This is a genomic window from Mesorhizobium ciceri WSM4083, from assembly GCF_000519305.1.
GTDB classification, from domain to species: Bacteria; Pseudomonadota; Alphaproteobacteria; order Rhizobiales; family Rhizobiaceae; genus Mesorhizobium; species Mesorhizobium ciceri_B.
Map to the genome: position 1 here is coordinate 695,650 of NZ_JAFG01000003.1, position 22,777 is coordinate 718,426.

20 protein-coding genes and 1 pseudogene are annotated in these 22,777 nt (G+C 63.6%); 7 read left to right on the forward strand and 14 right to left on the reverse strand.

Annotated features, from left to right (window positions below):
• Positions 1–15: 15 nt before the first annotated feature.
• The 4 genes from MESCI2_RS01000000134190 to MESCI2_RS0103560 all read right to left on the reverse strand — a co-directional run bounded on the left by MESCI2_RS01000000134190 (position 16) and on the right by MESCI2_RS0103560 (position 3,245).
• Positions 16–1,599, reverse strand: a complete 1,584-nt coding sequence (locus tag MESCI2_RS01000000134190; RefSeq protein ID WP_050596445.1) for a GH3 family domain-containing protein — start codon at positions 1,597–1,599, stop codon at positions 16–18.
• Positions 1,589–2,332: a hypothetical protein gene (locus MESCI2_RS0103550; RefSeq protein WP_027035346.1), complete on the reverse strand. Its 744-nt coding sequence runs from the start codon at positions 2,330–2,332 to the stop codon at positions 1,589–1,591. The genes MESCI2_RS01000000134190 and MESCI2_RS0103550 overlap by 11 nt, the downstream gene beginning before the upstream one ends.
• 361 nt (positions 2,333–2,693) lie before the next feature.
• Positions 2,694–2,891: a hypothetical protein gene (locus MESCI2_RS0103555; protein ID WP_027035347.1), complete on the reverse strand. Its 198-nt coding sequence runs from the start codon at positions 2,889–2,891 to the stop codon at positions 2,694–2,696.
• Positions 2,892–3,011: 120 nt separating this feature from the next.
• Positions 3,012–3,245 (reverse strand): hypothetical protein, encoded by a 234-nt coding sequence (locus MESCI2_RS0103560; protein WP_081738613.1) that lies wholly within the window; start codon positions 3,243–3,245, stop codon positions 3,012–3,014.
• Between the two features lie 411 nt (positions 3,246–3,656).
• Between MESCI2_RS0103560 and MESCI2_RS0103565 the strand changes: the two genes are divergently transcribed.
• Genes MESCI2_RS0103565 through MESCI2_RS0103580 form a run of 4 tightly spaced genes read left to right on the forward strand, consistent with a single transcriptional unit; the run spans position 3,657 to position 7,546 of the window.
• On the forward strand, positions 3,657–4,661 hold the full coding sequence (locus tag MESCI2_RS0103565) for a sugar ABC transporter substrate-binding protein (protein ID WP_027035349.1): 1,005 nt from the start codon (positions 3,657–3,659) through the stop codon (positions 4,659–4,661).
• Positions 4,658–5,659, forward strand: coding sequence for an ABC transporter permease (locus MESCI2_RS0103570; RefSeq protein ID WP_027035350.1), 1,002 nt, complete (start codon positions 4,658–4,660; stop codon positions 5,657–5,659). Before MESCI2_RS0103565 ends, MESCI2_RS0103570 begins: the two co-directional genes overlap by 4 nt.
• Positions 5,656–6,420: an ATP-binding cassette domain-containing protein gene (locus MESCI2_RS0103575; RefSeq protein WP_027035351.1), complete on the forward strand. Its 765-nt coding sequence runs from the start codon at positions 5,656–5,658 to the stop codon at positions 6,418–6,420. Before MESCI2_RS0103570 ends, MESCI2_RS0103575 begins: the two co-directional genes overlap by 4 nt.
• A 40-nt stretch (positions 6,421–6,460) precedes the next feature.
• On the forward strand, positions 6,461–7,546 hold the full coding sequence (locus MESCI2_RS0103580) for a Gfo/Idh/MocA family protein (RefSeq protein ID WP_027035352.1): 1,086 nt from the start codon (positions 6,461–6,463) through the stop codon (positions 7,544–7,546).
• Positions 7,547–7,561: 15 nt separating this feature from the next.
• Here MESCI2_RS0103580 and MESCI2_RS0103585 read toward each other — a convergent pair whose 3' ends face one another.
• Positions 7,562–7,837: a hypothetical protein gene (locus tag MESCI2_RS0103585; RefSeq protein WP_027035353.1), complete on the reverse strand. Its 276-nt coding sequence runs from the start codon at positions 7,835–7,837 to the stop codon at positions 7,562–7,564.
• Between the two features lie 147 nt (positions 7,838–7,984).
• Here MESCI2_RS0103585 and MESCI2_RS0103590 point away from each other — a divergent pair, with 147 nt between their 5' ends.
• Positions 7,985–10,006 carry an amidase gene (locus tag MESCI2_RS0103590; protein WP_027035354.1) on the forward strand — a complete coding sequence of 674 codons (2,022 nt, stop codon included), beginning with the start codon at positions 7,985–7,987 and terminating at the stop codon, positions 10,004–10,006.
• Between the two features lie 372 nt (positions 10,007–10,378).
• On the opposite strand, the gene MESCI2_RS0103600 is transcribed toward MESCI2_RS0103590, so the two are convergent.
• From MESCI2_RS0103600 to MESCI2_RS0103620, 5 genes and pseudogenes are all read right to left on the reverse strand, one after another.
• A complete protein-coding gene (locus MESCI2_RS0103600) occupies positions 10,379–11,872 on the reverse strand; it encodes an aldehyde dehydrogenase family protein (RefSeq protein ID WP_032900302.1) in 1,494 nt (497 codons plus the stop codon).
• Positions 11,869–12,168 (reverse strand): annotated as a pseudogene (locus tag MESCI2_RS1000000138720) (ThuA domain-containing protein); the annotation flags it as partial. The pseudogene MESCI2_RS1000000138720 and the gene MESCI2_RS0103600, both read right to left, overlap by 4 nt.
• Positions 12,169–12,579 (reverse strand): hypothetical protein, encoded by a 411-nt coding sequence (locus tag MESCI2_RS0103610; protein ID WP_027035357.1) that lies wholly within the window; start codon positions 12,577–12,579, stop codon positions 12,169–12,171. It abuts the pseudogene before it with no gap.
• A 126-nt stretch (positions 12,580–12,705) separates the two neighbouring features.
• Positions 12,706–13,353: a ThuA domain-containing protein gene (locus tag MESCI2_RS0103615; protein ID WP_027035358.1), complete on the reverse strand. Its 648-nt coding sequence runs from the start codon at positions 13,351–13,353 to the stop codon at positions 12,706–12,708.
• A 39-nt stretch (positions 13,354–13,392) separates the two neighbouring features.
• The gene (locus tag MESCI2_RS0103620; RefSeq protein ID WP_027035359.1) at positions 13,393–14,415 is read right to left on the reverse strand and encodes an LLM class flavin-dependent oxidoreductase; all 1,023 of its coding nucleotides are present in this window, start codon (positions 14,413–14,415) and stop codon (positions 13,393–13,395) included.
• 355 nt (positions 14,416–14,770) lie between these two features.
• Between MESCI2_RS0103620 and MESCI2_RS0103630 the strand changes: the two genes are divergently transcribed.
• Together MESCI2_RS0103630 and MESCI2_RS0103635 are read left to right on the forward strand one after the other, a co-directional pair.
• Positions 14,771–16,633, forward strand: a complete 1,863-nt coding sequence (locus MESCI2_RS0103630) for an ABC transporter ATP-binding protein (protein WP_027035360.1) — start codon at positions 14,771–14,773, stop codon at positions 16,631–16,633.
• Entirely contained in the window at positions 16,633–18,525 is a 1,893-nt protein-coding gene (locus MESCI2_RS0103635) for an ABC transporter ATP-binding protein (protein WP_027035361.1), read from the forward strand. The genes MESCI2_RS0103630 and MESCI2_RS0103635 overlap by 1 nt, the downstream gene beginning before the upstream one ends.
• A gap of 26 nt (positions 18,526–18,551) precedes the next feature.
• Here the strand turns inward: MESCI2_RS0103635 and MESCI2_RS0103640 are convergent, their stop codons facing one another.
• From MESCI2_RS0103640 to MESCI2_RS0103655, 4 genes are all read right to left on the reverse strand, one after another.
• On the reverse strand, positions 18,552–19,331 hold the full coding sequence (locus tag MESCI2_RS0103640) for an ABC transporter ATP-binding protein (RefSeq protein ID WP_027035362.1): 780 nt from the start codon (positions 19,329–19,331) through the stop codon (positions 18,552–18,554).
• A 10-nt stretch (positions 19,332–19,341) separates the two neighbouring features.
• On the reverse strand, positions 19,342–20,109 hold the full coding sequence (locus MESCI2_RS0103645; protein ID WP_197031501.1) for an ABC transporter permease: 768 nt from the start codon (positions 20,107–20,109) through the stop codon (positions 19,342–19,344).
• A gap of 109 nt (positions 20,110–20,218) precedes the next feature.
• Positions 20,219–21,226 (reverse strand): ABC transporter substrate-binding protein, encoded by a 1,008-nt coding sequence (locus tag MESCI2_RS0103650; protein WP_027035364.1) that lies wholly within the window; start codon positions 21,224–21,226, stop codon positions 20,219–20,221.
• Positions 21,227–21,474: 248 nt separating this feature from the next.
• A complete protein-coding gene (locus MESCI2_RS0103655) occupies positions 21,475–22,770 on the reverse strand; it encodes a hypothetical protein (RefSeq protein WP_027035365.1) in 1,296 nt (431 codons plus the stop codon).
• Positions 22,771–22,777: the final 7 nt, after the last annotated feature.

A 22,777-nucleotide genomic window follows, 5' to 3' on the forward strand; every position in this document is an offset into this window, starting at 1 on the left:
GGATGCCGCATCATCCTAGGCGTCCTCCTTGTCCGCCCCGAGTGCCGCGAGAAGCGCTGAGTCCGACCGGGTGAGCAGAACCGGCGCCTTCATTCCGGCAATGCCCGTGCCGCCCTTCATGCGGTGGCGCTTCAGCCTGCCATAGAGGTCGTCCACGCCGGTCGTCCGCAGCGGCCCCAACTGGCCGATGCGGCGGGCATACTCATATTGCGGATTGGCCTTGAGCGCATGGTCGAGGCCGTCGCCAAGCACCTCAACGGCCCGCCCTGGACCAGTGTCGACGAAAAGCCGGTAGTGCGGGTGCGGCGTCGCGACCGCCACCAGCAGCGAATAGGTACGATGGTCGAGACCGGCCTCGGCCAGCGAGCGCACGACAAAGGCTTCCGTGAGCTTTTCCCCACAGAGATCGGACACCATGCCGATACGCCCGCTGAAGCGCAGGCGCGGCGTGTCGCCGGTGAACCCGGTGACTTCGACCATGTCTTGCGTATCGTAGCGATAGAGGCCGGAGCCTGTGGTCACGATAAGCCGGTAGGTCAGGCCTGCCTCCAACTGCCACGCGAAATAGCTGGCACCGCTGTCATCGACAAATTCAAAAAACCCGCTTTGCGATGCCAGGATGCACCCGGACCCGTCGCCATAGGGAAATGAAACGGCAGCTTCGGTAGACATCAGCCCTTTGGACTGGATGAAGACATGCGGAAATTGCGCCTGCAATGCGGCGGCAAAGCCACTGCTGGAGGCGTCTGTCCAGCAGCTGATCGTGTCGAGGCGAGGCCAGATCGCCGACAGCTGTGAACTTCCAAGCGCGCCTTCCAGCGCAGCAATGCGGCGGCGCACCACGTCCGGCGGCCGCACGGCGCCCAGCCTGTCCGCAAGCTCGGGCAACAGGCTCTCGGCGTCGCGCTGCATCGCGCGCAGGATTTCGGTGAGATAGGTCGGGCTCCAGACCCAGATCAGGCTCAGATCCTCGGACGCCAGCAGGTGCAGGCAGGTCTGCCTTTGCCACTCGGCGAAATCGGAGAGCAGCCTCAAATCCATCGGTACCGCCGAAACTTGGATCAGGCTATCGCGCAAGGCGCCGAAATAAGCAAAAGGAACGGGACTGCCCAACCTGCGCGCACCGACGCGCTCGCTTGCGCCGCGGCCTACCGGGCTTAGCGCGAAATAGCTGTGCCCTTGCGCAACGCCCGGCCGACGCCGTATCAGTTCCGACATCCAAGGATAGAGACAATCGGTGTAGGCCTGCAGGCCCGTGTCGGTATACGGGATGTATTTCGCGCCACCGGAACTGCCGCCGGTTTGCTCGATAAACCGGACCGGCTCGGCAGTCAGCACATTCTCCTCTCCGGCGACGACACGATCGATGTATGGCGACAAGGCCTCGTAGCCGCGGATCGGCACGAGATCGCGAAAGGACTCGGCCGAAGCGATGGTGGCAAAGTTGTGGTCACCACCAAACACAGTCGCGGGATTGGCTTCTACAAGCCGCCGCAAGAGGCAGCGCTGCGTGGCCTCGAGCTGACCGAGCCGCGCCCGAAAACCGGCATCCCCGGCCGCGGTCGCGCCGGCAATCCGGGCCCAGGCTTCAGCGCCCATCTTGCAGCCCTTCGGCAAAACTCGCGGCGGCATAGCGCTTCAGATTGCCGAGTTCGAATTCCGCGAGGCAGGCAAGTTCGACACCTCGGAAGTAGAAGGGATTGGCCCGGAGAAAGAAAGCGGCAAAACGGTTGCGGAATGCTGTTTCCTCGACATCTGCCCACTTTTCCCGCAAGTGGCCCTGCGACAGGCCGAAGTCGATCAGTCCGGTCGACGGCTCGAATTGACGCCCGTACCGGGCAGTTGCGATTGCATCGCGGATCGTCTGCAGGCGGGCCGAAACCGGGCCATCGACGGCTGGAACGAAGTCGCAGAAAAAATTGGGGAGAATGCGGAACGTCCTATGCCCTCCGATGATGGAGAACCAGAACAACCGGCCCGCCACCGCGGCCTTGGCAGCGCCGGCCGCGCGAAAGAAACCGCGCAGCAACACGGGGTCGCCCCAACGCGCGGAATGGAGAACGGTATCGCCGGAGAAGAGATAGTGAACAGTCTCCCCGCCGACGGTCTGCGGCCTGACAAGGTAAGTCGAAAAGCCGATAATCTCCCGGTTGCACCGGATGATCACGACAGCATCCTTTTCGGTGAGATCGCGTTCGAAAACATTGCGATCGACTGCCTCGTAGTAGGTCTCATACAGGGCAAACATCCGGTCGCGCTCGTCAGGCGTCAGTTCCCGCACCGGCGTGGTTGTCGAGCCAATGGAACCGATCTCATCCGCAGTACTTTGCACGCAATCTTGCCGCCTATGTCAGACCCCCCGCAAATCGAATATCAGTCATGGGTTCAATAGTTCAACCCGCACCAACCCGAATCTTTATGAGCATTTGTCTCGACATTGCGGGCGATAGCCCTTGCGAGTTCGCCGTCCCACCCGACACTGTCGGTCAAAGCGGCCGCATTGGCCGCCATGGCATAGTGCGTTGGACAGCGGCCGGCGAGCACACTGCCGGTCGACCGCGAAATTGTTCGACCGCTACTTTCGGCTTTGGTCTGCTATCTTCATCGGAAGCCCAAAACTGCCTGTCCGCTTTCGGCCTAAAATGCGATGAAAGCGCTGCCGGTGCATGCGGCGGCATCCCAGCCAATTTTGCTCAGAAGTCGAGAGCGACCATCATGCCGCGGACTTCGGCCATTTCCAGCAGCAGGTCTTGCAGTCTTTCGTCCAGCGCGGCACCGGTCAGCGCCAGAAGCTCGGTGATGCTCTCTCTCATCGATATGACGGCGGCGCCTGTCTTCTCGGCGAGCAGCCGTCCGATGGCAGCCCGGATCAGCTCGTCCTGATCAGACATCGCTTCACCTCCCGACGCACTGCAACCTCCCCTTGCTTTCCATGCCTCACCGCCGCTTTCGACAACAGGGCGTGATTTCCCATAGGGTATGATTTTCGATGCGACATCGGGCAGCTTTGCTCATGCCAACAGACCGTCTCGATGAGCCCGCCAGTCGTTCAACACCGACAATGAGGGCAGCGGCGAAAAAGGGCCGGGCTGGACCGTTTCTACCGCTGCAAGCAGCGCCAGCGGCACTTCGTGCCGATAAAGCCCAATGCACACGCCCCCTTCGACCGTTGCCGGCAATTCCGTGATTGTGTCGAAAATCGAAAACGTACCCGTCGGCTCTTCCACGATTTCGAAACGCCCCACCCGAAACCTCCTCTGCACAAAAGTCGCGACCAACGCGGACATCCCCCAAGTGGTTCCCTGAGGCCGGCACTTTTTTTCGCGCCTTGGTTGTAGCGCATGCCGGCAGCACAGTCATGCCCGCAGGGCGCATAGTCAAAATCGCTACGCACATTTTAAATCTTGACGCGTGTCAATTTTTTATAAAACATGCGCAAACGCCGGCATGGCATCGGCCGGCGCTCTGGGAGGAGCAATGCCTGACATCGAAAAGCGCCCGAACCGGGGCTGCGACCCGCACACCACAAAGCGGGCAGCAGCCTGTTGGCGGATCGTCGCGCCAGGCACTGGGGTTGCTTGCGCGCGGTCGGACATTGCAGTCGCCGGACAGCGACATTGATGCAGCCCATAAAACAATCAGGAGGAGGAAAAACCATGCGCGTGTTCAATTGCCTGAAACTCGGCACCAGCCTGCTTGGCTCCGGCATGCTTGCCACCATCGTCTCAGCGCCCGCCCACGCCGAGGATGCGGCGAAAGTCGCGGCCATCGTCAAAGGCCTCGACAACCCGTTCTTCCAGACCATGCAGAAGGGCATCGAGGAGCAGGCCAAGGCCAACGGCGTCAATGTCAGCGTCCAGGCCGCCGCCAACATGGGTGACGCCACCGGCCAGGCCGACCGCCTGACCGCCATGGCCATGCAGGATTTCGATTGCTACCTGGTCAACCCGATCAGCGTCTCCAACCTCGTCCAGGCGCTGGTGCCGGTCGCCCAGAAGAAGAAACCGATCGTCAACATCGACTCGACCATCGACCCCGAGCAGGCCAAGGCCGCCGGCTTTGCCGTCTCGACTTATATCGGCACCGACAATGTCGCCGCAGGCGCGCTGGCCGGCGAAGAGATGCTGAAGCTGGTGCCGAAAGGTTCCAAGGTCGCGCTGGTCGCTGGTATCGTCGGCGATGTCGGCTCCAACGCCCGCATCAAGGGTTTCAGGCAGGCAGTGGAAGGAAAACTCGAAATCGTGGTGATGGTCAGCGCTGACTGGGATCGCGAGAAAGCGTTGACCGCCGCCACCGATATCCTCGCCGCCCATCCCGATCTCGCCGGCTTCTTCGCCGCCAACGACATCATGGCGCTCGGCGTCGAGCGCGCCGTGCGGACCTCGGGCAAGGACGTCAAGGTGATCGGCCTCGACGGCATCGTCGATGCGCTGAAGTCGATCGCATCAGGCGAACTCACCGCCACCGTCGCGCAATACCCCTATGTCGTCGGCGCCATGGGCGTCGAAGCCTGTGCTATCGCGGCCAAGGGCAAGGAACTGCCGGCCAACGTGCCGGCGCCTGTGCTGTTGATCAACAAGGACAATGCCGAAGCTTCGCTGAAGAATTTCCCGCGTCCGGGCGGCGACTATCCCGATCCCTTCCGCGAGATGCTGAAGTGAGCACACCTGCAGACAACGCGCCCGCCGCCCATTCGGCGGGTGCGGAGGAGAGCCGTCCCTCCCTGGCGGCTCTCCTCCTCGATCCCTCCTTCTGGGCCGACTGGGCATCCGTCGTCGGCCTGGTCGGCCTCGTCATCGTCTTCGGCATCGCGCAGCCGGTCTTTCTCAGCGTCGCCAATCTGCAGGCGCTGCTGCTGGCGGCGGCGATCCTGGTCGTGCTGTCGATCGGCCAGACCTTCGTCATCGCCACCTCGGGCATCGACCTGTCGCTGGCGGCAGCCGTCATGCTCGGCGCCATCATCCTCGGCCTCGTCAATGCCGCCGGCTACGGCATCTTCATCGCCTGCGTGCTCGCGGTTCTCGCCACCAGCGTGGTCGGCTTCCTCAACGGGCTGATCATCACGGCAGGCAAGATCCCCGACTTCGTGGTGACGCTCGGCACGCTGTCGGGCATCACCGGCCTTGGCCTCATCCTGTCAGGCGGTGAACCGACCATGGTCGGCTCGACCTTCCTGCTCAGGCTCGCCTCCGGCTCGCTCGGACCGTTCGGTTATCCGGTCTGGGTAGCGATCGCAGCCGTCATCGTCGCCCATATCGCGCTCTACCACACGCGCTTCGGCGTGCATTTGCTGGCGACCGGCGGCCAGGCGGAAAGCGCCGGCGCGCTCGGCATCCGCACCGACCGGGTCAAGATCGCCGCCTATACGATTTCCGGTCTCTGCGCCGGCATCGCGGCCATTCTCCTGGTCGCCCGCATCGGCTCGGCCGAACCGCAGATCAACACCAGCCTGCTCTTGAATTCGGTGGCGGCGGTGGTGCTGGGCGGCGTCAGCCTGTTCGGCGGCCGCGCCAGCATTCTGGGACCGGCGATCGGCGCGCTGATGCTCACCGCACTCGTCAACGGCCTGACCTTGCTCAACGTCTCGGCTTTCTACCAACCGCTTGCCGTGGGCGCTATCGTGGTGCTGGCGGCGCTGATCATGCGGTATCAGAAATGAGCGCGCCCCATCACATCCCCGCCGCTGAGGCGATCATCGCCTGCGAAGGGCTGAGCAAGCATTTCGGCGGCATCCGCGCCTTCACCGACGTCGCCTTCCAGGCCCGTCGCGGCGAGGTCACCGCCGTCATCGGCGACAATGGCGCCGGCAAGTCGACGCTGATCCGCAGCCTGGTCGGCGTGCATCAGCCCGACGCCGGCAATCTGTTCTTCGACGGCCGCGCGCGGCCCTTCGCCAACCCGGACGAGGCGCGCAAGGCCGGCATCGAGACCGTGCACCAGAACCTGGCGCTGATCGACGAACTGACGGTCGCCCAGAACTTGTTCCTGAACCGCGAGATCGTGCGCCGCATCGGTCCCTTCGCTTTCCTCGACCGCAAGGCGATGAAACGCGAGGCCCGCTCCATGCTGTCGCGGCTGTCGATCAACATGCCGTCGGTCAACCAGCGTGTGCGACGCCTGTCGGGCGGCCAGCGGCAGGCGATCTCGATCTGCCGCGCCGTCGGCTCCGGCGCCAAGCTGGTGGTGATGGACGAACCGACGGCAGCACTCGGCGTGCAGGAGACGGCCAATGTCGAGGCTCTGATCCGGCGTCTGCGCGAGCAGTCGGTCTCAGTCATCCTGGTCAGCCACAATTTCGATCAGGTCCGCCGCCTGTCCGACCAGATCTGGGTGATGCGGGCGGGAAAGATGGCAGCGACGGTGCGCGCTTCCGAAACATCAGGCAACGAGCTCGTCGCGCTGGTCACCGGCGCGGCATAGTCCTGCAGCATCAGATTTGAAATCAAAAGGGAGTTTGCCGGTGGCACCAATTCGTGTCGGACTTGTAGGTCTTGGAGAGGTCGCGCAGTCGATCCATCTGCCGGTGCTAAGCGATCAGCGCGGGCGCTGGGTGATCGCGGGCGTGTACGATGTGTCGCCGAGTCTGGTGGCACTGTGCACCTCGCAACATCCGACGGCAAAGGCCTTCGAGACGGCCGAGGCCCTGATAGCGTCACCCGACATCGACGCGGTGTTCGTGCTGTCATCCGACGACACCCACAGCCGCTTCGTGCACGCGGCGATTGCCGCCAACAAGCACATCCTGCTGGAAAAGCCCGCCTGTCTGACGGTGCGCGAGATCGACGATCTGCTGGCGCTGATGCCGGGCTACGACAAGACCCTGTTCGTCGGCTATATGCGCCGCTACGCGCCGGCCTATCTGGCCGCCAGGGACGAGCTGCCGGCCTTCGCCGACATCACCCATGTCCGCATCTTCGACCTGATCTCTGAAGGCCGGCATTTCCTCAAGAAGAGCCAGAACGTCCTCTATCCCAACGACATAGACCCCGCCCTGCTGGCGCGTGGTGCCAAGGAGCGCGACGCGCTGATCCGCGAAGTGGTCGGCGCCGATGCGCCGGCCGATCTGGTGCGCGCCTATCGCGGGCTGACGGCGCTTTCCTCGCACCACATTTCGGCGATGCGCGGGCTGATCGGCGAGCCGGCGCGCGTGCTGGCCGCGCACCGCACCAATGGCGGCGCCAACACATCGGTCACCTTCGACTACGGCCATTTCGCTTGCCTCTACGACGCGGTGGTCGACGATCTCGGCCTGTTCGACGCCATGATCGAGGTCCGCTCCAACACCAGGCGCGTGCGCATCATCTACGACACGCCCTACATCCGCAGCCTGCCGACGCGGCTGGAAGTCACCGATGCCGGCCCGCTTGGCCCGGTGACGAAAACCTTCGGCCCGCTCTACGGCGATGCTTTCTCGAATGAACTCGAGATTTTCCACCGCCACATCATCGAAGGCACAAAGCCGCTAACCGACCTCGCCGATTCACGCCGCGACCTGGCGCTGATGGCCGAGATCATCGAGCGGATGAAGGAAAGTGGCGGGCGCTGAGGCGCCGCCTGCCGCCTACTTCCCACAGTGATGGTCGTTGATCTTGTTCACCGCATTCGCGTCGGGTCCGACGCGATGGTAGGAGCACGCGCCGGCGGCCGTCGTCACCAACTGCTGATCGTAGTAGCGCGGGCCGCCGAACAGGATGTCGATGAGATCGCCTTCGGCGGGAACATAGCGTTCGGATTGCACCCGGCGGTCGTGATGCCGGTCGCCAGCGAACGCCGGGGCACAAACGCTTGAGCCCATGGCGACAGCGAGAGCTAGGATCGCAACGCATTTCGTGGTCATCGGCACACCCTTCTGGCCATTCCGGAATCACACTATACATCCAAAACCGCCAGCCGGACAAAAGTTCCGAGAAGACCGCGATAGGCTCTTGCCGAAGCCAGCTGCCTCGCTCATCCATAGGATTGTAACGAAAGCCTGGAACCAGTGATGACCGATGCCAGCCTTCATCTCGTCGAAGCGACGATCGAGCAACTGCGCCGGGCGCTCGATGACGGCACCGTCACCAGCGTCGAACTGGTCGGGGCGTATCTGAGGCGCATCGCGCATTTTGACCGGCACGGCATCGCCCTCAATGCCGTTCCCGTGCTCAATCCCGCGATGTTCGAGGAGGCCGCCGCTTCCGACCGGCGCCGCCGCAACGGCGCCGTGCTCGGGCCACTCGACGGCATCCCCTACACCGCCAAGGACAGCTACAAGGTGTCAGGCCTGACGGTCGCCGCCGGTTCGCCCGCCTTCGAGCATCTCATTGCCAATGAGGATGCCTTCACCATCGCCCGGCTGCGCGCCGGCGGCGCTGTTCTGATCGGGCTGACCAACATGCCGCCAATGGCCAATGGCGGCATGCAGCGCGGCGTCTATGGCCGCGCCGAGAGCCCTTACAATGGCGACTATCTGACCGCCGCCTTCGCGTCGGGCTCGTCCAATGGCTCCGGCACGGCGACAGCGGCCAGCTTCTGCGCCTTCGGGCTTGGCGAGGAAACCTGGTCGTCCGGCCGCGCGCCGGCCACCAACAATGCGCTGGTCGCCTACACGCCGTCGCGCGGCGTCATTTCGGTGCGCGGCAACTGGCCCCTGGTGCCGACCATGGATGTCGTGGTGCCGCACGCGCGGACAATGCCCGACATGCTCGAATTGCTTGACATCATCGTCGCCGACGATCCCGAGACGCGAGGCGATTTCTGGCGCGCGCAGCCCTGGGTCAAGCTGCCGAAAAGCTCCGATGTACGGCCGCCCCGCTATACCGATCTCGCACTGGCGGGATCGCTGAAAGGCAAGCGCCTAGGCGTGCCCAGAATGTATATCGGCAGAGACAGCGAGACCGATGCGCCGATCGAAACCCGCGCCTCGGTACTTGTCCTGTGGGAACAGGCAGCGGCCGATCTCACGCGGCTTGGCGCCGAGGTGGTCGAGGTCGATTTTCCCGTCGTTTCCAACTATGAGCGCGACCGCCCCGGTGCGCACACCATGGTCGAGCGCGGGCTGATGCCCCCAGAGTTCGCCGATCGCGAACTCTGGGATCTCTGCATCTGGGGCTGGGACGACTTTTTGCGCGCCAACGCCGACCCGGCGCTTCCCGATCTCGTCTCGGTCGACGGCCCAAAGATCTTCCCGCAGCCGCCGGGCACGCTGCCCGACCGCTATGAGGGCGGCTTCGACCTGAGGGAATATGTCGAGCGGGCGCGGTCCGGCGTCACGCCCGTCACGGAAATCCCGACGATTGAAGAAGGCCTGAAGGGCCTCGAAGCGACAAGGCGGATCGATTTCGAGGACTGGCTGGACGCCCATGGCATCGACGCCGTGGTGCTGCCCGCCGCCGCCGATGTCGGACCGGCCGATGCAGACATCGACGAGGCGTCCGCCGCCCTTGCCTGGCGCAATGGCACCTGGGTCGCCAACGGCAATCTGGTCTGGCGCCATTTCGGCATCCCCACCGTCACCGTGCCGATGGGAACCATGGCCGATATCGGCATGCCGGTCGGCCTCACTTTTGCTGGCAAGGCCTACGACGACGAAAGGCTGCTGCGCATGGCCGGCGATTTCGAACGTGCCAGTCAGCGCCGCACCAGCCCGCCCCGCACGCCGGAACTTGCCGACGATGTGTTTTCAGGCCGCCCCGCCCGAGCCGGCGACAGCAAGGCGCCAGCGTTCGCCATCACGCTTGCCGCCGAGACGCGAGCTTCCGGCGGTCAGGACGAGATCATCATCGAGCTTGACCTGCTTTGCGAAGTAACTGAGGCGGCCAGCGTCCAAGTGGATGTCAACGGAGAGGCCGTTGCGCTGCAACGGAACGGTCCGCGCTTCAGCGGACGAGCGCTCGTCCCGGCCGTCGAGCATCAGCGGCTGCACAGCGTCTGGCGAGGTCCGTACGGGTCGATCGTGACGGCGGTGGTGCGCTTGGATGACGGGCGAACTGCCGGCGCTTATGCTATCACCTGCGGCATTGGATAAGGAAATCAGTCCGCATGAACGATCGTCTACCCCGTCGCAACAAAGCATTGGTTGCAGCCTTCGTGGCGGTTGGCGTTGCGGGCATTCTGCTACGACCTTTCTACCCCAAAAGCATCTTATCGCGATGTTCGCTATGTCCGTCGTCCTTGCTATCTTCTCCGGATGGGTACTGCTTCAGGATAGGCTGAAACCGTCCACGTCGAGAGGCGAGACGCGCCTTGTCGTTTCACTTTTTGGAGCGGGCGTCGGTTTGGGTATTTGGGGAATGTACATCACCCTTCACTCCATTTTTGGGTGAACAGGCGCAGCTCTTACGCGCCGACAAGCGCATAAGCCCCAGACACAGCAGGAGCAGCGTTTCCAAGTGGTCTCTCAATCCGTCCTGATCCACACGCCTTTCGTGTTCAGATATTCGTCGAGATGCTCGGCGCCGCCCTCGCGTCCGTAGCCGCTCATCTTGTAGCCGCCGAACGGCACCGCCGGGTCGATGGCGTGGTAGGTGTTGACCCAGACCGAGCCGGCGCGCAGGCGGTTGGCCAGTTGATGCGCCTTGCCAAGGTCGCGGGTGAACACGCCGGCGCCCAGCCCGTAGGGCGTGTCGTTGCCGCGCCGCACCACCTCGTCCAGCGTGTCGAACGGCAGCGCCGAAATCACCGGGCCGAAGATTTCCTCCCGGGCGATGCGCATGTCGTCGGTGACGCCGGAAAACACGCTCGGCGCGATGAAGTTGCCGGCGCCGAGCGCGCCCTCGGCAATGCGGTTGCCGCCGGTGACCAGCCTTGCGCCTTGCCTGGTACCGTCCTGGATGAAGCCTGTGACGCGTTCGAGCTGGCGGGGCGAAATCAGCGGTCCGATCTCGGTCTCGGGGTCGGCGCCGTCGCCGATCCTGAGTTTTGCCGCAAAGGCCGAGACCCGCTCGACGAATTCGTCATGGATCGGCCGTTCCACGAACAGCCGCGAGCCGGCGATGCAGATCTGGCCGGAGTTGGCGAACACCGACATCGCCGCGATCGGCACGGCGCGCTCGAGATCGGCGTCGGCGCAGACAATGACCGGCGACTTGCCGCCGAGCTCCAGCGAAACGCGTTTCATGTTGCCGGCCGAGGCTCGCAGGATGTTCTGGCCGGTCGCTGTCGAGCCGGTGAAGACGATCTTGTCGACGTCCATATGGGCGGCAAGCGGCGCGCCGGCTTCCGCACCCGCGCCGGTGACGACGTTGACGACGCCGGGCGGCACGCCGGCCTCCATCATCAGCGCACCGATCAGCAGCGGCGTCAGCGGCGCTTCCTCGGAAGGTTTCAGCACGATGGTGCAGCCGGTCGCCAGCGCCGGACCGATCTTCCAGATCGAGGCGGCGGTCGGCGCGTTCCAGGGAATGATGGCGCCGACGACACCAACCGGTTCCTTGCGCGTGTAGGAGATGATCTCGCCCGGCAGCGAATTGCCGATCGTGTGGCCATGGATCGACGTCGCCATGCCGGCATAGAAGCGCAGCATGCCGAGCACGCGGTTCTTGTTGGCCAGCGTGCGCACGATGGGCATGCCCATATCCGTGGTGTCGGACAGCGCGATCTCTTCCCAGTGGCGCTCCATCAGGTCGGCGATCTTGAGCAGCAGCACCTGGCGCTCATACGGCTTGAACCGGCTCCACGGTCCATCGAAGGCGCGCCTGGCCGCCGCCACGGCAAGGTCGATATCGCTGGAGTCGGAGAGCGGCACGGTGCCGATCACAGCGCCGGTTGCGGGGTTGCGCGTCTCGAAGGTCCGGCCGCTGAGCGCATCGCACCAGGCGCCATCGATCAGCATCTTGCGGTGCCGGCCATCGATGGGCGTGTGCAGCGGCAAATCTCTTACCGGTACGGTCATGCTCGTGTCCTCAAAACCTGGCGAGCGGCCCAAACAAGGCCGCGCTCGACAATCAGCGCAATCTGCGGCACCGCAAACTCATCCGCAGTGTGCCCAAGGGAACTCTTGAAACCTTGCCCACGCCATAGCGACGCTTCCAGACGACCGGCATGACGCCGCCGCCTTTCCCTGGGAAATGCGCGTCGGTGAAGGTAGTCGTGGCCAGCACCTCGTTCCCCGGATCGACATGCATGTAATACTGCTCCGTCCGATAGGCGGAAATCACTAGCGACCGGTGTGATCGGGTCGTCCGGCCGCTAAGACGGTAACGAAGCCAGCCATTCTTCCCAAAATTCCTGCTGCATTTGGACGAAAACCGGAACCACGTCGACGCCATCATCGAATATGTCAACCAGATCCGTCTCTTGGGGAAATTGTCCCATCTTCACCTTGCAGGCTATCAATCCGCGACTCTTCTCCATCACGGTATTCTCGGGATATACATTCGCGCTCGCGCCATAACAAAAGGGCAATAAGCCATCGACTTCCAGCCTCTGACGTATCTGAAATAGAGCTTCGAAAAAGTCTTCTTCTTCGGCCTTGATAACCTTGTCCCGGTAGCCGCATGTTAAGCTGCAAACGGCACCGTCAACGTGCAGTGTAAACACGGCTTCCTCGTCTCCGCCTGTGCCCCCTCCGACCAAAAATACAGTTCGCTGATGATCCATTCCATCCCCCTCGCCATTCGCCGGATGGTAATTCGATAGCAACCGGTTTTCTAGCCATTACGGGAACGCAGATACCGCTGCCGCCACCGTTCGCGGCTCTCTTTTGCAATTGGCGAGCGACGGAGATTAGTCGCGCGCCGCCCAAAGCAAACCGCGCTCGACAATCAAGGCCATTTCCGGGACCGCGAACTCGTCGGCATTGTGTCCGAGAGCGCTGTAGAAGACCTTGCCCGCGCCATAGCGACGCTTCCAGACGACCGGCATGACAACGCCGCCTATTCCCGGGAAATGCGCGTCGGTGAAAATGGTCGTGGCCAGCACCTCGTTGCTCGGGTCGACATGCATGTAATACTGCTCCGACCGGTAGGCGAAATCACTGACGCCCTTTGTGATCGGGTCGTCCGGCCTGGTGACGGCCACTGTGTAGTCGATGATGTCGCCGGGATGCGCGACCCATTGGCCGCCGGTCATGAACTGATAGTCGGGCTCGTTGCGAAAACTGTCGCCCATCGTGCCATGGAAGCCGCCGAGGCCGCTTCCCCCGCGAACGGCAAGCGTCAGGTTCTGCAGTTCGGCCTTCTCAATCGTCGACATCGTGATCACGGGCACGATGAGATCGAAGGAAGCAAGCTGCGGATCGGCGAACATCGCCGTGCCCTGGCCCAGCGTGACGTCGAACCCGTTCCGCTCAAGCAGGTTGCGAACGATCTTCGCGCTCTGTTCCGGCGTATGGCCTTCCCAGCCGCCCCAGGCGATCAACGCCTTCTTCGCCATGGTGTACCTCCCTGGAGTTATCCGCCTTGATCCGAAACGTCAGCGCCAGCCCAGCGCCGGCGCCACATGGGTCAGGATCGCCTCGATGACATGCGCATTGTAGTCGACGCCGAGCTGGTTCGGAACGGTGAGCAGCAGTGTGTCGGCCTCGGCGATCGCCTCGTCCTGCGCCAATTCCTTGATCAGCACATCGGGCTCGGCGGCATAGCTGCGCCCGAAGATCGCCCTAGTGTTCTCCTCGATGAAGCCGATCTGGTCGCGGCTCTCATTGCCGCGTCCGAAATAGGCGCGGTCGCGATCGTCGACCAGTGCAAAGATGCTGCGGCTGACCGAGACGCGCGGCTCGTGGCTGTGGCCGGCCGCCTTCCAGGCCTCGCGATAGATGCGGATCTGCTCGGCCTGCTGGATGTGGAACGGCTTGCCGCTCTCGTCGAATTTGAGCGTCGAACTCTGCAGGTTCATGCCGAGCTTGGCCGCCCATTCCGACGTGGCATTGGTGGCCGCACCCCACCAGATCCGCTCGCGCAAACCCTCCGAATGCGGCTCGAGGCGCAAGAGGCCGGGCGGATTGGGGAACATTGGCCGTGGATTGGGCTGGGCGAACCCCTCGCCCCGCAGCGTCTCGAGGAAGACCTCGGCATGATGCCGCGCCATGTCGGCGTCGCTCTGGCCTTCCGGCGGCGCGTAGCCGAAATGGCGCCAGCCATCGATCACCTGCTCGGGCGAGCCACGGCTGATGCCAAGCTGCAGGCGGCCGCCGGCGATGATGTCGGCAGCGCCCGCGTCCTCGGCCATGTAGAGCGGGTTTTCGTAGCGCATGTCGATGACGGCGGTGCCGATCTCGATGCGGCTGGTCCTGGCGCCGACGGCCGCCAGCAGCGGGAACGGCGACGCGAGTTGGCGGGCGAAGTGATGCACGCGGAAATACGCCCCGTCCGCGCCAAGCTGCTCGGCGGCGACGGCCAGCTCGATGGACTGCAAAAGCGCGTCCGAAGCCGAGCGCACTTGCGATTGCGACGAGGGCGTCCAGTGCCCGAACGACAGGAAACCGATTTTCTTCATAGCCATGCGATATAAGGATGCGCGCCAGGCTTCAATGCAAAAGAGATTTTTCGACGCGCCGATCGAGGCTCATGCATCGCTGAAGGCGCCGACGCCTTTTGCGATGAGGTTCGTCGCCATGACCAGCGAGACGATTGCCGCGGAATTGAAGACCACGACATGCCTGGCGGCAAGGCGAGGCTTGCGAACGGAGTCTCCGCACTATGAACACGTCCACCACATGTTGCTTACAGGCACAGTGCGATGTCAGAGTTGGCTCTTGAACCGTCAACTCGGACGCGCGTAACATCGCGTCATCTGAATTGAGTCTGCTTTATTAGTCCGGGCTAACCGCCGGATTGGTTTGGATATTTCCTTGAACACGCAAGCAATCGGCGGCGCGCCGGAGCGCGGCAAATCGTTTGCCCATGTGGCGGAAGCCTCCTGGGGCAAGGGCCTCAGCACCTTGCTCCGCATCGTGCGCATGACGCTGCGCCATCCCTGGCAGGTCGCCATCACCATCGCCTCGACCTTCATTGCCGCGACTTTGCAGCTTTTCATTCCACGCCTGCTGGGACGCGCCATCGACCAGGCGCAGGGCGTCATGGCCGCGGGTGCCGGGGCCGCGGCGGAACAGGCGCTGTGGAACACGGCGCTGACGCTGCTTGTCGTCTCGATCCTGCGCGGCCTCTTCACCATGGCGCAGAACTACTATGGCGAGGCCGTCGGCCATCGCACCGGCTATGAACTGCGGCTGGCTTTCTACGAGAAGATCCAGCGCCTGAGCTTCGCCTACCACGACAGGGTCCACACCGGCGATCTCATCACGCTCGGCCTGCTCGATCTCGACGGCGTGCGCATGTTCTTTTCCACCGGCATCCTGCGCGTCGTCCTGCTCGGCGTGCTGATCGGCGTCGGCGCCTATCTCCTGATCAACACCGATCTCGTGCTCGGGTTGCTCAGTCTGAGCTTCGTGCCGTTCGTCGCCTGGCGGTCCTCGGTCACCCAGCTCAAACTGCGCAGCACCTGGCTGACTTTGCAGGAGCGCCTCTCGGTGCTGAGCCGGGTGATGGATGAGAACCTCGGCGGTATCCGTGTCGTGCGGGCCTTCGCAGCGCAGCGGCATGAGCTGGAAAAATTCGACCGCGCCAAGCTGTCGGCGCTGGAACTTGCCAATCAGCGCGTCGACATCCGCGTCGCCAACACCAGCGCCATGAACTTCTCGTTCCTGGCCGCCATGGGGCTGGTGCTGTGGTTCGGCGGCCAGAAGGTGATCGCAGGCCAGATCAGCGTCGGCACGCTGGCGCAGTTCCTCACCTTCATGACCATCCTGCAGATGCCGGTGCGCCAGCTCGGCCTGATGGTCAACTCCTTCGCGCGCGCCTCGACCTGCGGCACCCGGCTGTTCGAACTGCTCGACGCCGAGCTAGACATCGAGGACGCACCCGGCGCCAAGGATCTCGTCATCACCGACGGCGTGCTGCGCTTCGACGATGTCGGCTTCCGCTATGAGGGCGCGGGCGGCCGCCCGACGCTGTCGGGCATCTCGTTCGAGGCCCGGTCCGGCGAGACCATCGGCATTGTCGGCCCGCCGGGCAGCGGCAAGTCGACCATCGCGCATCTGATCCCGCGCTTCTACGACGTCACGTCGGGCTCGATCACCATCGACGGCCAGGACATCCGCGCGGTGACGCTGCAATCGCTGCGCAAGGCGGTCGGCGTCGTGCAGCAGGATGCGTTCCTGTTCACCACCTCGATCGAGAACAACATCGCCTACGGCAATCCCTGGGCGCGCGAGACCCGCATCGGGCAGGCCGCCGAGTACGCCCAGCTGCACAATTACATCATGGGCCTGCCGGCCGGTTACACCACGGTCGTCGGCGAACGCGGCGCATCGCTTTCCGGCGGCCAGCGGCAGCGCCTGACCATTGCGCGCAGCCTGATGCTGCGGCCATCGGTGCTGGTCTTCGACGATTCGACCGCGGCCATAGACGCCGGCACCGAACAGCGCATCCGGGCGGCGATGAAACGCTTCGCCAGGGACCGCGTCACACTCATCATCTCGCACCGGCTGAGCTCGCTGATGCATGCCGACCAGATCCTGTTCGTCGAAGGCGGCCGGATCGTCGAGCGCGGCACGCATGAGGAATTGCTGGCGCTGGGTGGACGCTATCGCGCGCTGTACGACCTGCAGCTGCGGCCGGAAGACGACCGGCCGGCGGCCATGGGAGCCGCGTGATGTCGACACAGAGCGACGACGACAAGGAAGACACCAGCGGCCGGCCGACGAAGGCGGTCGTCGGCTCGCACCGCGACGACGAAGAGGTTTTCGGCAAAGCCTACGACCCGCGCATCGTCAGGCGCATCTGGAGCTTCGTGAAACCATATCAGAGCCGGATCTTCATCTCGGTCGCCGCAGTGCTGGTATTCACGCTGACGCAGTTGGCGATCCCGCTGGTCATCCGCTACGCCATCGACCACGGCATGACGGCAGGCAAGCTCGACCAGTCGGTGATGATCGCCGCGATCATCACTTTCGCCGTCATCATCCTGATCAACTATGCCGCAAGCTATGTGCAGGAAAGCGTCGTCGGCAAAGTGGCCGAAAACGTGCTCTCCGATCTGCGCCGCGCCATGTTCAGCCACCTGCAGCGTGTCTCGCTGAGCTTCATGGACAAGACCGAGGTCGGGCGGCTGATGTCGCGTCTGCAGGGCGACGTCAATTCGATGCAGGAGTTCCTCGAGACCTCGGTCATGTCGGTCGGCGACATCGTGCTGCTGTTCGGCATCGTCAGCGTGCTTTTGTGGCTGGATTTCCGGCTCGGCCTGCTGACGCTGTCGACCATGCCGGTGCTGTTCATCGTGCGCCTGTTCTGGCTGCCGCGCGCCAAAGTCGCCTTCATGGCCGCGCACGAAACCAACTCGATCGCCAATGGCGCGCTGGCGGAAGGCATCCACGGCGTGCGCACGGTGCAGAGCCTGGAGCGCCAGCACGTCAATTTCGACCTCTATGACGAGAAGGTGCTGGCCAATCTCAATGCCCATCTGACGTCGGCGAAATACGCGCAGGTGATGGTGCCGATCGTCGACACGCTGACCGGCATCGCCATGGCGACCGTCATCGTCGTGGGTGGTTCGATGGTGCTGTCGCACAGCCTCGACATCGGCGTCATGGTGGCGTTCCTGTTCTACATCCAGCGCTTCTTCGACCCGATCCGCTCGCTGACCATGCAGTACAGCGTCATGCAGCGCGCCATGGCTTCGGGCCAGCGCATTTCCGAAGTGCTCGACGTGCCGGTCGATGTCAGCGACAGGCACGGTGCCGTGGCGCTGTCGCGCAACATGGACGGTTCGGTCGAGTTCAGGAACGTCACCTTCGGCTATAGGCACAACCAGCCGGTGCTGAAGAACATCTCGTTCCGCGTCAACCCGGGCGAGACCGTAGCCCTTGTCGGCCCAACCGGATCGGGCAAGTCGAGCTCGATGGCCCTGGTGCACCGCTTCTACGATGTGTGGTCGGGTGAAGTCCTGGTCGGCGGCCACGATGTGCGTGACCTGACCCAGGATTCGCTCGGCGATCAGGTCGCCATGGTGCTGCAAGAGCCGTTCCTGTTCTCCGGCTCGGTGCTGGAAAACATCCGCTACCACAAGACATCAGCCAGCCGCGAGGAGGTGGTGCGCGCCGCACAGGCCGTTGGCGCTCACGACTTCATCGAGAACCTGCCAGATGGCTACGACACCGAACTCGAGCAGCGCGGCGGCAATCTCTCGCTCGGCCAGCGCCAGTTGATCAGTTTTGCGCGCGCACTGGTGGCGGATGCAAAGATCCTCGTGCTCGACGAAGCCACGGCCAGCATCGATTCCTACACCGAGATGCTGATCCAGAAGGCGCTGATCACCCTGCTTGAAGGCCGCACCGGCCTAGTCATCGCCCACCGTCTGGCCACCATCCGCGGCGCCGACCGGATCATCGTGCTGCAGAACGGCGAGATCGTCGAAAGCGGCAACCACGAACAGCTAATGGCAAGAAAAGGCCTCTACGCCCGCCTCTACAACATGAATTACGCCTCCTTCGACGACATTTCCGAAGGCGAGCTGGAACTGGAAGCGGCGGTCGGCAAGGCGACGTGATTGGGCCTACTAATGACCACAGGCGCCTACGCCATTTCGGGGCGTTTTGAACCCTCGCGGATCGCCTTGTGCACGCCGCGCTGCAGGTCCATGAATGCAGGGCTTTCCATCACCTCTTCGCGGCGCGGGCGCTCGATGTCCACGTTGAATGTCTGCGTGATACGCCCCGGGCCGATGCCCATGACGACGATGCGGTCCGACAGATAGACGGCCTCCTCCACATCATGGGTGACAAACAGGACGGTCAACCTGTGTTCCTCCCAGATCTGGGTCAGCAGTTCCTGCATCTGATGCCGGGTCAAGGCATCGAGCGCTCCGAAGGGCTCGTCCATCAACAGCATCTTGGGCCGGTAGGAAAGCGCGCGCGCAATGGCGACGCGCTGTTTCATGCCGCCCGAGAGTTCGGCCGGATAGCGGTCGGCGCTGTCGGACAGCTTGACGAGTTCGAGATGCTCCAGCGCGATCCTGCGGCAGGTCGGGCGATCGTAACCGGCGGCCTTGAGCGCAAACTCGATGTTCTGCCGCGCCGTCAGCCAGGGAAGCAGCGTGTAGGACTGGAAGACGACGCCACGGTCGAGACCCGGCTGCAGGATCGGCGCGCCATCGATGCTGAGATCGCCGGCGTCGAAGTCCTGCAGCCCGGCCACGATCGACAGCAGCGTGCTCTTGCCGCAGCCCGACGTGCCGACCAGGGAGACAAACTCGTTGTCGGCAAGATCGAGATTGATGTCGCGCAGCACTTCCGTGCGCCGCTCGCCGGTGCCGAAGCTCTTGTGCAGACCGGCGATCCGCAATTTGGGGTTCATCGGCTGGACCTCATTGCGAGCGGCCCTCTTGCTTGAACAGCACCTTTTCCAGCGCCTTCATCACCTGGTCGGTGATGAGGCCAAGCAGGCCAAGCAGCAGGATGTAGCCGATGATGGTGTTGGTCTGGAAATAGCGCTGCGACACGGTGATGCGATAACCGAGCCCCGAAGTCGCCGCGACAAGTTCGGCCAGCACCAGCCAGGTCCATGCCCAGCCCAGGCTGATGCGCAGCGTATCCCAGATACCCGGCAAGGCGCTGGGCACGACGATGCGCGTCAGGATCTTGCGATCCGGCAGGCCTAGCGTGCGCCCAAGGCCGATGAAATCGGCTGGAACCCGTTTCACATTGTCCATGATCATCAGCACCTGCTGGAAGAAGGTGCCGATGAAGATGATCAGGAACTTCTGCGAATCGCCGGTGCCCGCCCACAGGATGGAGAGCGGCACGAAAGCCACGACCGGCATGTAGCGAATGAAATCCACCAGCGGCTCGATGGCCGCTTCCCAGGGACGGAAACTGCCGATCAGCACGCCGATCGGTATCGACAGTGCCGAGGCGATAAGGAAGCCGATGGAGATACGGTACATCGAGGCTTTGAGGTCCAGCCACAACGTGCCGTCGGTCGCGAGCTTGGCGATCTGCATAGCGACGCTGCCCGGCGATGGCAGGAAGATCGGCTTTACCAACCCCAGTCCGGTCGCCGCCCACCAGGCAAGGCCGAGTCCCACGAACACGGCCACCGCGATCACCAGGAAGCGCGACCTGGCGATGGGCACGCCGATCCCGGAGAATCGGCGACGCCTCGCCTGTTTCGTGGGACGAGCCGGATCGGTTTGAGCGGGACGCTCCCCGGGCATCTGCGTCACCACCGCGATCCGGCCTTGGTCATTCCGCCGCCTTGACGAAGAACGGGTCGATCATCTGCTCCGGCGTCACATCGGCCTGCAGCAGCTTGGCGTTCTTGGCGGCGGCTTCGACATCGGCGAAGGTCTTGGTGGTGAAGTCGCCTGTAAGCGCCGTCTTGTTTTCGGCGAGCGAGTAGTAGCGCACGCCATCAAAGGCAGTGTTGAGGTCCTTGACGTCCGAACCGACAGCCTTGGCGATGATGGCGCGGCCACCGGGCGTGTCGGCGTTGTAGTCCTTGAGCGCCGCGTCCCAGCTCTTGATCATGGCCAGCACCTGGCCGGGCCGCGACTTGATCACCTCGTCACGCACCACCAGCACGTCGCTGATCAGGCCGGGATCCTCGCCGGCGGTGAACAGCAGCTTAAGGTCCTTGTTCTGCGCCATGGCGACGGTGAGGTACGGTTCATAGGTCACCGCGACCGGCACCTGGCCGGCGATCAAGGCGCTGCCGGCATCGGACGCCGGCATCGGAACCGGCTTCACGTCGTCGATCGACATGCCGTTCCTGGCGAGCGCGTATTTGAGCAGGATGTCGCTCGTCGTGCCCTCCTCGAAGGCGACCTGCTTGCCCTTGAGGTCCGCGATGGAGGTGACGTCCTTGCCGGCGATGATGGCGTCGGCGGTCATGGAGACGTCGAGCAGCAGCACGATCTTCACCGGCAGGCCGGCCGCAACCATGCCCATCGCCGTGTGGGTGGCGATGTTGGCGGCGTCGAGCTGGCCGCTTGCAAGGGCTGCGTTGATGTCCTTGTCCTCGGCGAAGTTGACGATCTGGACGTCGCTCAGCCCGTTTGTCTTGAACAGGCCCTTGGCCTCGGCGACATGCCACTGGCCATAGCCGAGCCAGGGCTCGATGCCGATCTTGAACGCTCCTGCCTCGGGCGTGGTGGGAATGGCCGCATCGGCTGCGTAGGCTGCCGGGGCGGCGGCCAGCCCGATGGCGGCGGCCATCACGAGCGCGCGAAATTGTCCTGTTAGGTTACGCATCATCTTTGTTCCCCTTGATGATCAGACCGCTTTTTCCAACCCAGGCAGCCGGTCTGGTGAGACTGCGGGTTTCTGCTCTTGCGGCACTGTGCCTCGGCGTCTTACCTGCCACTTCATGGTGAAGTGCGAGGATATTTCAGCGTCAGCGGCAGCGGATGTCAAGGCTAAAATACATACATGCATATACAAGTTGGGAAGACTCAATTTTCCACCTTGGTCCGGTGCATCGCCTGCCCTCTCCGCAGCCATCACTCAGGCTTTTCCGGATCGATCCGGTCTAGGAAATCGGTCACCCGATCGGCTCCGGCAACGGGTTCGCTGCCGACCATGACCGCGACTGAAAAGGCAATGAGCGAGGAGACCGGCGTGTGGCTGCGCGCACCGGCGCGCAGGTTCATGACCAGCGTCGGTGACAGGAAAAGACCGGCCCGCAGCACCGCCCGCCAATCGACCGGCAGCATGCCGCGCCGTTTGAGCTCCAGCAGCAATGGCCGCCACAGCGCTGTCGCCTTGACCTCCAGCAGGTCGCGGCGGACGGGGCTCAGGTCCCAGTCCGTATCGACATGGAGTAGGTTTCCGTCCAGCCGCGTCTGGGCGCGAAAAGCCTCTGTCGCGGTCGCCGGATCATAGAGCCAGAACGGATGGGCGAAGATGTTGTGGAACGTCGCCTTCACCTCCGCCAGCAGCGTCGGGATATGCGAGCCGGCAAAGGCGGGATCGAAGAAGGACAGCTCCGCCCTCCCCGCTTTCGCCGTGTACCAGACATTGGCGTTGTGGGCGTCGCCATGCGCCACCACGCCGCCTGCATCGGCAAGCCGCTCCGGCCGCAAGAGCTCTGCGGCGGCATCGAAAAGCTCACCGACGCTGTCGGTGTACTGCTGGCCGTTGATGACGAATTTCAGCCGGGAAAACCGATCCCAATCCAGCTCGGCACCGGGAAAGACGAACGGCTTGCCGACATAGAAATCGGCCAGCCGGCCGCCTGGCGACAAGCGTGTGTCGGCATCGATCAGCCGCTCATGAAACAGCCTGTGGATCGGCTCCGCCGAGACCTCCGCGACAGTCACCGGATGCAGTGTCTCGAGATAGACCTTGAGCAGCCTGGCCGACAGGTCGCGCTCGGCAAGAACGGCTTCTCGCCGCTTGCCGGCATCGTCCTGCGCATCCAGCGCGAACAGCACATCCGAAAATCTCGGATCCGTGCGGCGGCGATAGACAAGGATCTGCTCGCCGGGCTGGGCCGACATATGCACGGGCTGGTCGACCGGCAGGCCGGCGCGCGACAGGATCTCGGCGCGGTAATACTCGCCCGTCATCGCCTCTTCCCGCTCCTCCTGATGGAACTTGAAGAAGTAGGCGTTGCCGTCGTCCTCGAAGAAGCCGTTCAGCGAATTGAGGCTGTATTTGTCGAAGTTGACGCGCACATTGCGGGGGCTCATCGCGAACAGGTCGCCCAGCAACGCCGCCAGCGCGCTTTGTGCTTCGGCAACATCATGCTGCGCGAGTGCCCGGATCTGCGCCGTGCGACTCGGTGTCTGCGTCATCTGTTGT